Genomic DNA, 11,745 nt, shown 5'->3' with positions numbered 1-11,745 from the left:
GGCGGCGGCGGTTCGGGCTTGACTTCGGGCGCGGGAGCCGGCGTGGGCTCGGGCGTGGGCGCCGGTGGCGCGGCTTCCTGGGGCAGCGCGGACCAGAGCTCGGCCTCGATCGCGGCCTCCTGCATTGCGGGCGGCATGCGCACCGCCCACAGCATTGCCGCCACGAGCAGGCCGTGCGCCACGATCGCCAGAAGCCACGCGCGCAGGCGCGGCGGGGGAGGAGGCGGGGCGAAAGGGTCGTGTTCTGGCGGTCGGGACATGGAGGGCAAGGATCTGGGGACGGCCGGGTTTACTGGCTGGATTTGACGTCGAGGGCGACGCGCTTCACGCCCGCGCGCTGCAATTGGCCCATGGTCTGCATGACGGTGTCATAGCTGAGCGTCTTGTCGGCGGAGATCACGACGGCGCTGTCCTCGGGCTGCTGGGCCTGCCAGGCCTTGGCCGCGGCGCCCAGCTCGTTGAGGCGCACCACCTGCTCGCTGCTGCCGGTCTTCAGGCGTATCGAGCCGTCCTTTTCAATCAGGATGCGCGCGAGGTTCTCGGTCGGCAGGCGCGAGGCCTTGCCCGCGCTGGGCACGTTGATCGCGCCGGGCGTGAGCATGGGGGCGGTCACCATGAAAATGATCAGCAGCACCAGCATCACGTCGATGAAGGGCACCATGTTGATTTCGTTGACCGTGCGGCGCTGGCGGCCGCCGCGTGAAGACACTGCGGGCATGTGAGGCTCCTATTGGCGGCTCAATGGCCGGAAGCCGTGCTGCTCGCGGTCGAGCCCACGTTGCGTTGCAGGATATTGGAGAACTCTTCGATGAAGGTGTCCAGCTGGTTGGCGACGCGGTCGGTCTGGTGGGCGAAGCGGTTGTAGGCGGTCACGGCGGGAATCGCCGCGAACAGGCCCATGGCCGTGGCCACCAGCGCTTCGGCGATGCCGGGAGCGACCGTGGCCAGCGTGACCTGCTCCATGCTCGCAAAGCCGGTGAACGCGTGCATCACGCCCCACACCGTGCCGAACAGGCCGACATAGGGCGAGACCGAACCGACCGAGCCGAGAAACGGCAGGCCGGCTTCGATTTCGTCCATTTCACGCTGCAGACTGGCGCGCATGGCGCGGCGCGTGCCGTCCATCAGCGTGGCGACATCGCCGATGCGGCGTTCGCGCAGCTTCTGGTATTCGCGCATGCCGCTGGCAAAAATGCGTTCCATCGGCCCGCCGCGCTTGGCGTTCTGCGCGGCCGAGGCGTAAAGGTCATTGAGGCTGGTTCCCGACCAGAATTCCTGTTCGAACGCGTCGTTGAAAGCCCGCACCCGCTTGAGCATGCTGGACTTGCGGAAAATCGCGGCCCAGCTCGCGACCGATGCGACCACCAGGGCCAGCATGACAAGCTGCACGACCCAGCTGGCCTGCAGGACCAGGCTGAATATGGACATGTTTTGGGAATTCATGAAAGTTGTTCCAGAAGGCTGATCGGAATTCGTTGCGGACGCATGCTTGCGCCATCGACCCAGCCGATGCGTATCGAGGCTTCACTGAGCAATTGCGGACCGTCCGCGGCAGATTGCAGCAAAGCTTGCTGGCGTATTGTCAACGACGCACGGCCGCTCGCTTGTAAGCGAGCGGTAACCAAAAGTTGGTCGTCGAGGCGTGCCGGGCGGTGGTAATCGACCTGTGCCTGGGTTACGACAAACATACCGCCGGTTTGTTCCCGTAATTTTTGTTGCTCCAGGCCCAGCGAACGCAGCCACTCCGTGCGCGCGCGTTCGAAGAACTTGAGGTAGTTGGCGTAGAACACGATGCCGCCGGCATCGGTGTCCTCCCAGTAGATGCGGATGGGAAAGGCGAAATCCATGCGTGCTCAGCCCAGCAGCGCGCGCAGGCGGCGCACGGCCTCCTGCAGCTGGGGCAGGGAGTTGGCGGTGGAAAAGCGCACGTAGTGGGCGGTCTCGGCCGTGCCGAAGTCGCGCCCTGGAGTGATGGCGAGATGGGCGCGCTGCATCAGCGCATAGGCGAAGTCCCAGCTGCCTTCGACGCCGAGCTTGCGCGCGGCTTCGCTGCAGTCGGCCCAGGCGTAGAACGCGCCGTCGGGCATGACGGGAACGCGCAGTCCCAGCTTCTCGAGTTCGGGAATGAAGTAGTCACGCCTGGCCTTGAACTCGGCGCGGCGGCGCTCGAACTCGGCAATGCTCTCGGGCTCGAAGCAGGCCAGCGCCGCGTGCTGGGAAATGGTGCTGGCGCAGATGAACAGGTTCTGCGCCACGCGCTCCACGGCCGGCACCAGCGCCTCGGGCACGACCATCCAGCCCAGGCGCCAGCCCGTCATGTTGAAGTACTTGCTGAAGCTGTTGATGCTGACCAGGTCTTCGCCCAGCGCCAGCGCGGTCTGGGAGTAGGCCGGGTCATACGACAGGCCCAGGTAGATCTCGTCGATGATCGTCAGGCCGCCGCGCGCGCGCACCACGTCGTGGATGCGGCGCAGTTCGTCGGGCGCGATCGAGGTGCCCGTGGGGTTCGAGGGCGAGGCCAGCAGCACACCGCGCGTCTTCTCGCCCCAGGCCTGGGCAACCTTATCGGCGCTGAGCTGGAAGCGCTCGGCGGCCGTGGTCGGAATCAGCACCGCCTTGCCGTCTGCCGCGCTCACGAAGTGGCGGTTGCAGGGATAGCTCGGGTCGGGCATGAGGATTTCATCGCCCGAATCGATCAGTGCCAGGCAGGCCAGCTGCAGCGCGGCCGAGGCGCCCGCGGTGACGACAATGCGCCGCGCGGGAACATCGACGCCAAAGCGCTGCGCATACCACTGGCTGATGCGTTCGCGCAATGCGTCCAGGCCCAGCGCCGGCGTGTATTGGGTATTGCCCTGAGCGACGGCTTGGGCTGCGGCCTGCTGCACCAGCGGCGGGGCGGTGAAGTCGGGCTCGCCGATGTTCAGGAAGATCATCGGCTCGTTGGTGCCTGCGACTTCGCGTGCCAGGGCTTGCGCCGCCTTGGCCACTTCCATCACGTAAAACGGCTCGATGCGCTGGGCGCGTTTCGATACTTGCATCGGCGGGTGCCATCCTGCCCGCAGGGCGCGGGCGTTAAATATCCAATGGAGCCGGGCCCGGGTGCGGCCCGGGGCGCAAGGCCCCCGGCTGCGGCCCGGCGCGCTTCAGTCGGCGGCCTTCTGGCCCTTGTCGGCAGCGACTTCGGCGCTGCGCAGGCTGGGAGCGAGGCCGTTGAGCACGGCGTTGACGTACTTGTGGCCGTCGGTGCCGCCAAATTCCTTGGCCAGCTCGATGCACTCGTTGAGCACCACGCGCCAGGGCACGTCGGGGCAGTGCTGGAACTCATACGCGCCAATCCACATCACCGCGTGCTCGATGGGCGAGATCTCGCTGAGCTGTCGGTCCAGCTTGGGCAGGATCAGCGCGTCGAGGTCGGCTTCGGTGGTGATGCAGCCGTGCAGCAGCGCGTCGTAATGAGCGCTGTCGGCCTTGTGGAAGCCCGCGAGGTCACGCGTGAACATGTCGATCGCGCTTGCGTCGTTGCGACCCACGATGTGCTGGTACAGGGCCTGCAGCGCGAATTCGCGCGCGCGGCTGCGGTTGGACTTGGACGCGGCCTTGCGCGCGCCCGTGCTGGTGGCGCCGGTGCGCGCCTGGCGCGGGGGACGGCCCGAGGCCGATGGGGATTGTTCTTCGCTCATGTCAGTTCAAGGTAGCGAGCAGTTGGGCCATTTCGACCGCCACGCGGGCCGCGTCGCGGCCCTTGTCGGTCTGGCGTGCAATGGCCTGCTCCATGTTTTCGGTGGTGATGATCGCATTGGCGATCGGCAGTTGGTGGTCCAGCGACAGGCGGGTCACGCCGGCGCCCGATTCGTTGGCCACCAGCTCGAAGTGGTATGTCTCCCCCCGGATGATGCAGCCCAGCGCCACCAGGGCGTCGTACTGCTCACGTTCGGCCATGGCCTGCAGGGCCACGGGCACTTCGAGTGCTCCGGGGACCTGCACATGGTCGATATTCTTTTCGTCCACGCCCAGCGCCAGCAATTCGGCGCGGCAGGCCGCGGCCAGCGCGTTGGTGATGCTTTCGTTGAAGCGGGCCTGGACTATGCCTATGCGCAAGCCTGCGCCGTTGAGTTGCGGGCCTGTGCCCTGTTCTGCGCCAAACATTTTTTATTCCTTGGGGATGTAACCGGTGATTTCGAGGCCGTAGCCAGCCATGCTGGGCATGCGACGCGGCTGGCCCATGAGGCGCATCCTGAGCACGCCGCATTCGCGCAAGATCTGTGCGCCCACGCCGTAGGTGCGCAGGTCCATGCGGCCGCGTTCGGGCGCCTGGGCCGGCCGCGCGCTGCCGTCGAATTGCGCCAGCAGCTGCTCGGCGCTTTCGCCGCAGTTGAGCAGCACGGCCACGCCGCGGCCCTGGGCATTGATATAGCGCAGGCTGCTGTCGAGGCTCCACGAGTGCATTTCGCGGTCCACTTCGAGCAGGTCGAGAATCGACAGCGGCTCGTGCACGCGCACCGGCACTTCGTCGTCGGCATTCCAGCTGCCCTTGACCAGCGCGAGGTGCACCGAGCGGCTGGGCTGGTCGCGGAACACGCGCACCGTGAACTCGCCAAACGGCGTCTGCAGCGGTCGGCTGTCGACGGCTTCGAGCAGCGACTCGGTGCGGCTGCGGTAATGGATCAGGTCGGCAATCGTGCCGATCTTGAGGCCGTGTTCGGCGGCGAAAAGCTGCAGGTCGGGCAGGCGCGCCATCGTGCCGTCGTCCTTCATGATCTCGCAGATCACGGCCGAGGGGCTGCAGCCGGCCATGCCGGCCAGATCACAGCCGGCTTCGGTGTGGCCGGCGCGCATCAGCACGCCGCCAGGCACGGCCTGCAGCGGGAAGATGTGGCCGGGCTGGACCAGATCGTCGGCCTGGGCATTGGCCGCGACGGCCGCCTGCACGGTGCGCGCGCGGTCGGCGGCCGAAATGCCCGTGGTCACGCCTTCGGCGGCTTCGATGGAGACCGTGAAAGCGGTCGAATGCTTGGTGCCGTTGCGCGTGGCCATGGGCTGGAGCTTGAGCAGTTCGCAGCGTTCGGGAGTCAGCGTCAGGCAGATCAGTCCGCGGCCGTAGCGCGCCATGAAATTGATGGCTTCGGGCGTGACGTGGTCGGCGGCCAGGACCAGATCGCCTTCATTTTCGCGGTCTTCTTCATCGATCAGCACCACCATGCGACCCGCGCGCATGTCGGCAATGATGTCTTCCACCGGGGAGATGGCTACGGGATGCAGGGGGGCGGTCATGCGAACTTTCTTGGGATGCCGGTGTTCAATCGGCGCAGGCAGCGTGCATTCCAGGGGGAACTGTCGCTGGCACCGCAGGCAGTGCCCCCAAAGAACGATCGATGCGGCCTGGGCCGCTCCGGGGTCGGCAGCCGGATGGCAGCCAAACCCTCAAACCGGCATTTTAGTCCAGCCGCACGGCGCGCGTGCCGCGCATTCCCGGCTAAATCAGCGCGTAGGGTCTTGCAGCACGAGATCGCCCAGCGGATAGGCGACGCAGGGCAGCACGCAGCCTTCGGCCTTTTCGTCCTCGCTCAGTCCCGGCCATTCGATCTCGTAGCGCACGCTTCCCGACACCAGCTGGCCTATGCAGGTACGGCAGGTGCCGTTGCGGCAGGAGCTGGGCCAGTCGATGGAGCCTTGCTCGAGCGACTGCAGCAGTGGCTGGTCGGCCCAGGCGTCGCATTGCGCGCCGCTGGGCGTGAGTTTGGCGATGAAGAAATCTGGAGTGAAAGGGTTGCTCATGCGCGTTGGGGCGGGGAGAAAAGAGGCAAGGATAGAGGGCGATTTCGCACACGGATGGCGCTGTGCAGTGCCTTATTTTTAGGCATTGTGGATAAATTCCAGAAAAATCAACAACTTGCGCGGCTATTACAGCGATTGCCAAAACTTATCCACATGATTGTCCAGTTTTGCCGGGCATAACTGCAACGGCGCCAAGGGTTAACCCTTGCTCGAATGCCGTTTGGCCTGGTTCTGCAGGCCAGCGGCCATGCATTGGTCATGCTGCCTGTTTTTTGAGCAGGCAGAGTGGGTCCCTTTTAAATCAACGACTTATGGCTGTTTGACGGCGAAAAACGAAAGTTGTGCACATGCTTGTCCAGCAAACCCGGTAACAACTTTGTACGCCGAGTGACAGCGTGCCTCATTTTTCGGCGCATGGACGCAAGCGGGCAACGAGCAATCCCAGCACAATCTGGGTTGGCGTGCGCGTCTGCGCCGGGGAGACAGGAAGCGCGCACGTGAATATCTGTAACCGCGCGACGCGACTGCAGGCATTTCTCTATTATCTCGGCGTCCGGGCCGGGCATGCTAAGTTCCGGCTCCCACCAGTTGTATCGGTACCCAATAATGAACAAATCGCAGGAGCTCTTGCCAGTCCCCACCTCCGACCGCCTCGCGCAGATCCGCCGCGGCATCGAGAAGGAAGGATTGCGCGCACTGCCTACGGGGGGGCTGGCGCTGACACCGCACCCGATAGCGCTGGGATCGGCACTGACGCATCCGAACATCACCACCGACTACAGCGAGTCGCAGATCGAGCTGATCACGGGCGCCCACCGCGGTGTGGACGAATGCCTCAATGAGCTGATCGAAGTCCACCAGCATGTCTACCACAGCCTCAAGCAGGCCGGCAACGAGATGCTCTGGGTGTCGAGCATGCCCTGCGGCCTGCCCACCGATGAAACCATTCCATTGGCGCGCTACGGTTCGTCGAATGCCGGACGCTCGAAAAGCGTCTACCGCATGGGACTGGGCCATCGCTACGGCCGGCGCATGCAGATGATTTCGGGCATCCACTACAACTGGTCTATGCCGGGCGTCGACAGCGACCAGTATTTCGCGCTGATCCGCAATTTTCGCCGTCACGCTTTCGTGCTGCTGTACCTGTTTGGCTCGTCGCCCGCACTTTGTTCGTGCTTTGTCGAAGGCCGCGAGCACAGCCTGAAGCGGCTCGATGCTAGCGGTCGCACCTTGCACCTGCCGCATGCGACTTCGCTGCGCATGGGCCGCCTGGGTTACCAGAGCGATGCGCAGGCGGCAATCAATGTGAGCTACAACGGCCTCGACGGCTATGCCAGGTCGCTGCACGAAGCGCTGACCCAGCCCTATCCGGCCTATGAGCAGCTGGGCATACGCAATCCGGGCGGCGACTACAACCAGCTGGGCACCAGCCTGCTGCAGATCGAGAACGAGTTCTACGGCACGATTCGCCCCAAGCGCACGGTGCGCAGCGGCGAGCGTCCGCTGCACGCGCTGCGCGAGCGCGGCGTCGAATATGTCGAAGTGCGGCTGATGGACCTCGACCCGTTCGAGCCCGTGGGCATAGCCCAAAGCACCATGCGCATGCTTGACGTGTTCCTGCTGCATTGTTTGCTCAGCGACAGCCCGCCCGACACGCCCGCCGAAATCGCCGAACTCAAGCACAACCAGCATCTGGCCGCCGAGCGCGGGCGCGAGCCCGGCCTGCATCTGCAGCGCGGCGGCCGCGACGTGCTGCTGCGCGACTGGGCCGACGAAGTGCTGACCGCATGCGCGCCGCTGGCCGCCTCACTGGACCAGACCCACGGCACGACCGATTACAGCCAGGCGCTGGCCCAGGCCCAGGCCCGTGTTGCCGCGCCCGAGACCACGCCTTCGTCCCAGGTGCTGCGCACCATGGTCGAGCAGTACGACAGCAGCTTCCTTGATTTCACGCTCGCACAGTCGGAGCTCGCACGCGAGACGCTTCTGAACCTGCCCTGGACCGCAGAACAGCAGGCCAAGGCCGAGGCCCAGGCGGTCGAATCGATTGCGGCGCAGCGCGAGCGCGAAGCCGCCGATACGCTGCCGTTCGAAGAATGGCGCCAGCGCTATATGGCGCCGCAAGGTCTGGGCTAGGCTTGGTTCAACGCGGCCTGCGCGTCTTCGACCCAGAACGTGGCCGCGTCGTAGAAGCCTTCCCAGACGCAGCCGTTGCAGCCGCGGCCGCAGCAGCTCGTGGGTTGTGCGGGCGCGGGCCGCAGCGCCACGCCGGCCGCCTCGGCCAAGGTCTGGTAGCGTGCGAAAGCCGCGCAGGCGGCCTGCAGCGCCGGGGCCATGGTCTCCATCAGCGCTTGTTCTTCTTGCGCTCGGCGGTGTAGGTGGTCCTGGTCTCCAGCATGGCTTCGGCCTGCAGCGTCTTGCGCCGGCGCACCAGACCCTGGATGACAAAGGCCGCGCCCAGCGCCAGCGCGAACCAGCCGACGATGTAGCCTTGGCGGAAGAGATTGCTCAGGTCGCTGGCGCGCATGAAGAAGGGCGCGATCAGCACGACCAGGCCGATGATGGCGCAGGTCACGCCCTTGATCAGCAGGTCGTTGTTGGCCTTGTGCTGGGCGGGAATGGAGTTTGGTATGGACATGTAGCGACCGGTGCGTGAAAAAAGCAGAACCCGATTATCCTTGCGCCCCTTGTTAGCGACGAATCGTCAGAAAGTATTGCCCCATGGCCATTCAATGGTTTCCCGGTCACATGAATCTCACACGCAAGGCGATCGCCGAGCGCATCAAGGACATTGACGTGGTCATTGAAGTGCTGGACGCGCGCCTGCCGGGCTCCAGCGCCAACCCGCTGCTGCAGGAGCTCACGGGGCACAAGCCGCGGCTGAAGGTGCTCAACAAGCAGGATGTGGCCGACCCGGCGCGCACCGTGATGTGGCTCGACTGGTACAACGCCCAGGCCGAAACCCGCGCCGTCGCGCTCGATGCCTCCGAGCCCACGCCCACGCGCCGGCTGATCGAAGCCTGCCAGCTGCTGTCGCCCGGACGCGGCGGCATGGCCAAGCCTATGCGCGTGCTGATCTGCGGCGTGCCCAACGTCGGCAAGTCCACGCTGATCAACTCTATGAGCAACAAGGGCCAGGCCAAGACCGGCGATGAAGCCGGCGTGACCAAGCTCGAGCAGCGCATCGTGCTCGCCGACGATTTCTATCTGTGGGACACGCCCGGCATGCTGTGGCCGCGTATCGCGGTGGAGCAAAGCGGCTACAACCTGGCCGTGAGCGGCGCCGTAGGCCGCAATGCCTATGACGAGGAACTGGTCGCGCTGGAATTCCTGCGCTATGCGCAGCGCAACTACGCGGCCAATCTGCGCGATCGCTACAAGCTCACGCAGACCGATGGCGAGATTGCCGCGCTGCCCGACGACGAACTGCTGGAAGCGATAGGCCGCAAGCGCGGCGCGGTGATGACCGGCGGGCGCGTGAACGTGCAAAAAGCCGCCGAGATCGTGATCACCGATTTCCGCATCCACAACCTCGGGCGCATCACGCTGGAGACGCCGGCCGAATACGAGGAATGGTTCAACAAGGGCATGGAACTCGACGCGCTGCGCCAGGCCAAGAAGGACGCGCGCGCCAAGCCCAAGAAGACCGGCATTCGTAACCGCAAACCGGCCGCGCCCTCGGCCTGAGCTGGCGCCTGGCGCGCCTTTACTTCACTGCCGGGGTTTCAAACCAGCGGCGCGCCAGCAGATCCCAGAAGCGCGGGCCGCGGTCCAGGTTGTCGTCGTTGAAGTCGTAGGCCGGGTTGTGCAGGCCCACGCCGGCCTGGCCGTTGGGTCCGTTGCCTATCCATCCATAGGCGCCGGGAACGACTTCGAGCATGAAGCCGAAGTCTTCGGCCGTGAGCGCGGGCAGGATGTCGCCGTCGGCGTTCTCTTCACCGACGATTTCGCGCATCACGCTGGCCATGAAGCGGGCCTCGTGCGCGTGGTTGGTGGTGTTGGGGTAGCCGGGCTTGATGATGACTTCGGCCGTGCACAGGTGCGCCGCGGCCACATGCTCGCTGATGCGGTGCAGGCCCTCGATCATCGTCTTCTCGGTGCTGGTCTTGAGCGTGCGCACCGTGCCGTAGATCACCGCGTCGTCGGGAATGATGTTTTCCACCGTGCCCGAAGCGATCTGGCCCACGGTCACCACCGCGCTGTCGAGCGGGTCGGTGCTGCGCGACACCAGGGTCTGCAGCTGGCCCACGAGCGCGCAGGCGACGGGAATCGGGTCAATGGTGGTGTGGGGCATGGCCGCATGGCCGCCCTTGCCGCTGATGCGGATCTCGAAGCGCAATGCCGAGGCCATGATGGGGCCCACGCGCACCGCCATCTTGCCCGCGGGCAGCAAGGGCCAGTTGTGCAGCGCGAACACCGCTTCGCAGGGGAACAGCGTGAACAGGCCGTCTTCCATCATTGCGCGCGCGCCCGCGCCGCCTTCTTCTCCCGGCTGGAAAATCAGGTGCACCGAGCCGTCGAAGTCGGGTTGCTGGGCCAGCAGCGTGGCCGCGCCCAGCAGCATGGTGGTGTGGCCGTCGTGGCCGCAGGCATGCATGCGGCCAGGGTGGGTGCTGATATGGCCGAAGCCGTTGAGTTCCTGCACCGGCAGCGCGTCCATGTCGGCGCGTATGCCTATGCTGCGGCCCGGGTTCTCGGCGCTGCGGCCCTTGCCATGGATGGTGGCGACCACGCCGGTCTGTCCCAGGCCGCGGTGCACGTTCAGGCCCAGGGCCTTCAGATAGGCCGCGACCTTGTCGCCCGTGCGGTGCTCTTCGTACTTGAGCTCGGGATGGGCGTGCAAGTCATGGCGAAAGCGCAGCAGCTGGCCAAGATGGGGAGTGATGTCGGGAGTCGTGTGCATACAGAAGACCGCAGCTGCACCGGGCAGGGATCGCCGGTGACTGCGGCAAATCAGAATCAATGGACCATTATCCGGCCGCGCCGCGTGCCAAGTCGTTTGCTGCGGCAATGGCACAGCGGTGTCGCGGTCTTAGGGTTCGTTTTCATTCCGCTGCCTGAGCTTTTCGGCGTTCTCATTGGCTGCGGCGCGCACCGCGGGAGCGAGCAGCGGCACCAGGCTCAGCACGCCAAACGCCAGCACGGTGCTGAGTACGGCCGTGACTTCCTCGCCTATGCCGGCGCCGGCGCCAATGGCGGCCGTCAGCCAGATGCCCGCGGCCGTGGTCAGGCCCTTGACCTGGTCCACGTCGTCGCCGTTGCGGTCGGTCTTGAGAATCGTGCCCGCGCCCAGAAAGCCCACGCCGGCGATCAACCCCTGCAACACGCGGCTCAGGTCGGCGGCATTGCCGCCTGCCTGCTGCGCGACCATGACGATCAGCGCCGCGCCCATGGACACCAGCATATGGGTGCGTATGCCGGCCGCCTTGCCATGGATTTCGCGCTGCCAGCCGAGCAGGCCGCCCAGCAATGCCGCAAGCGTCAGCCGCAGCACCACGCGTGTGAGCTGCTCGATATCGCTGACGTCCGCGAATTCGGAGGCGACGGTGCGTCCGACAATGTTCCACCAGTTGTCCATCAAGTTGTCCTCGGGATCGTTTTGCGCAGCGGTCGCTGCCCCAGCGACGACTGTGCGTCATGGCGCTGACGCGCAGGGGCAGCGCAGACCGGCATCGCATGTGCGCTCAGGCCTACGCGCGGCGCATGCGCATGTCGCTGCATTTGCCTATAGCCAAGACGCAGACCTTGTGGTTTAGTGGTGGTTCCTGATGCCGAGGAGATGACCATGACCCCGTTCTCTCTGGATTCCAGCATGACCTCCATGGGGGGTGTTTTCTACCCCACCGGCCATGTGTTTGCCATGGTGCCCACCGATGATGTCGCGCATGCCGCGTCCGAGGCACTGCATGCGCTGGGCTATGCGGGCGCGGTGCGCCATGCGACGCCCGAGGCCATATTGACCGACATCGT

At 65.5% G+C, this 11,745-nt stretch carries 14 protein-coding genes and 2 pseudogenes; 3 read left to right on the top strand and 13 right to left on the bottom strand.

Going from position 1 to position 11,745, the window contains the following annotated elements; all coding sequences use genetic code 11:
* From RR928_RS11485 to RR928_RS11445, 9 genes and pseudogenes are all read right to left on the bottom strand, one after another.
* A pseudogene (locus tag RR928_RS11485) lies at positions 1 to 260 on the bottom strand (cell envelope integrity protein TolA); the annotation flags it as partial.
* Between the two features lie 29 nt (positions 261 to 289).
* The gene (locus RR928_RS11480; protein WP_213302257.1) at positions 290 to 718 is read right to left on the bottom strand and encodes a biopolymer transporter ExbD; all 429 of its coding nucleotides are present in this window, start codon (positions 716 to 718) and stop codon (positions 290 to 292) included.
* A 20-nt stretch (positions 719 to 738) separates the two neighbouring features.
* Positions 739 to 1,443: a protein TolQ gene (gene tolQ, locus RR928_RS11475; RefSeq protein ID WP_332539096.1), complete on the bottom strand. Its 705-nt coding sequence runs from the start codon at positions 1,441 to 1,443 to the stop codon at positions 739 to 741.
* Entirely contained in the window at positions 1,440 to 1,847 is a 408-nt protein-coding gene (gene ybgC, locus RR928_RS11470; RefSeq protein WP_332539097.1) for a tol-pal system-associated acyl-CoA thioesterase, read from the bottom strand. Before ybgC ends, tolQ begins: the two co-directional genes overlap by 4 nt.
* A 6-nt stretch (positions 1,848 to 1,853) precedes the next feature.
* Positions 1,854 to 3,038 (bottom strand): pyridoxal phosphate-dependent aminotransferase, encoded by a 1,185-nt coding sequence (locus RR928_RS11465; RefSeq protein ID WP_332682564.1) that lies wholly within the window; start codon positions 3,036 to 3,038, stop codon positions 1,854 to 1,856.
* Between the two features lie 105 nt (positions 3,039 to 3,143).
* The gene (nusB, locus tag RR928_RS11460; protein WP_332537642.1) at positions 3,144 to 3,680 is read right to left on the bottom strand and encodes a transcription antitermination factor NusB; all 537 of its coding nucleotides are present in this window, start codon (positions 3,678 to 3,680) and stop codon (positions 3,144 to 3,146) included.
* A gap of 1 nt (position 3,681) precedes the next feature.
* Positions 3,682 to 4,146, bottom strand: a complete 465-nt coding sequence (gene ribH / locus RR928_RS11455) for a 6,7-dimethyl-8-ribityllumazine synthase (protein WP_332537643.1) — start codon at positions 4,144 to 4,146, stop codon at positions 3,682 to 3,684.
* Positions 4,147 to 4,149: 3 nt separating this feature from the next.
* Positions 4,150 to 5,271 carry a bifunctional 3,4-dihydroxy-2-butanone-4-phosphate synthase/GTP cyclohydrolase II gene (ribBA, locus tag RR928_RS11450; protein ID WP_332537644.1) on the bottom strand — a complete coding sequence of 374 codons (1,122 nt, stop codon included), beginning with the start codon at positions 5,269 to 5,271 and terminating at the stop codon, positions 4,150 to 4,152.
* 207 nt (positions 5,272 to 5,478) lie between these two features.
* Complete coding sequence (locus tag RR928_RS11445; RefSeq protein ID WP_332537645.1) at positions 5,479 to 5,775, bottom strand: 2Fe-2S iron-sulfur cluster-binding protein; 297 nt, start codon at positions 5,773 to 5,775, stop codon at positions 5,479 to 5,481.
* 606 nt (positions 5,776 to 6,381) lie between these two features.
* On the opposite strand from RR928_RS11445, the gene gshA reads away from it, so the two are divergent.
* The gene (gshA, locus tag RR928_RS11440; protein ID WP_332537646.1) at positions 6,382 to 7,911 is read left to right on the top strand and encodes a glutamate--cysteine ligase; all 1,530 of its coding nucleotides are present in this window, start codon (positions 6,382 to 6,384) and stop codon (positions 7,909 to 7,911) included.
* Here gshA and RR928_RS11435 read toward each other — a convergent pair.
* Together RR928_RS11435 and RR928_RS11430 are read right to left on the bottom strand one after the other, a co-directional pair.
* On the bottom strand, positions 7,908 to 8,111 hold the full coding sequence (locus RR928_RS11435) for an oxidoreductase-like domain-containing protein (protein WP_332537675.1): 204 nt from the start codon (positions 8,109 to 8,111) through the stop codon (positions 7,908 to 7,910). The two genes, gshA and RR928_RS11435, sit on opposite strands and share 4 nt — an antisense overlap.
* 8 nt (positions 8,112 to 8,119) lie before the next feature.
* On the bottom strand, positions 8,120 to 8,413 hold the full coding sequence (locus RR928_RS11430) for a hypothetical protein (RefSeq protein WP_332537647.1): 294 nt from the start codon (positions 8,411 to 8,413) through the stop codon (positions 8,120 to 8,122).
* 83 nt (positions 8,414 to 8,496) lie between these two features.
* On the opposite strand from RR928_RS11430, the gene ylqF reads away from it, so the two are divergent.
* Positions 8,497 to 9,462 carry a ribosome biogenesis GTPase YlqF gene (gene ylqF / locus RR928_RS11425; RefSeq protein ID WP_332537648.1) on the top strand — a complete coding sequence of 322 codons (966 nt, stop codon included), beginning with the start codon at positions 8,497 to 8,499 and terminating at the stop codon, positions 9,460 to 9,462.
* Between the two features lie 19 nt (positions 9,463 to 9,481).
* Here ylqF and RR928_RS11420 read toward each other — a convergent pair whose 3' ends face one another.
* Positions 9,482 to 10,678, bottom strand: a complete 1,197-nt coding sequence (locus RR928_RS11420; protein WP_332537649.1) for a M20 aminoacylase family protein — start codon at positions 10,676 to 10,678, stop codon at positions 9,482 to 9,484.
* Between the two features lie 129 nt (positions 10,679 to 10,807).
* Positions 10,808 to 11,353 (bottom strand): MgtC/SapB family protein, encoded by a 546-nt coding sequence (locus RR928_RS11415; protein WP_332537676.1) that lies wholly within the window; start codon positions 11,351 to 11,353, stop codon positions 10,808 to 10,810.
* 207 nt (positions 11,354 to 11,560) lie between these two features.
* Here RR928_RS11415 and RR928_RS11410 point away from each other — a divergent pair.
* Positions 11,561 to 11,745: pseudogene (locus RR928_RS11410) on the top strand (hypothetical protein); the annotation flags it as partial.

It is taken from the genome of Comamonas sp., from assembly GCF_036666375.1.
Classification (GTDB): Bacteria; Pseudomonadota; Gammaproteobacteria; order Burkholderiales; family Burkholderiaceae_C; genus Comamonas.
This window is presented reverse-complemented; position numbering and strand designations above follow the sequence as displayed.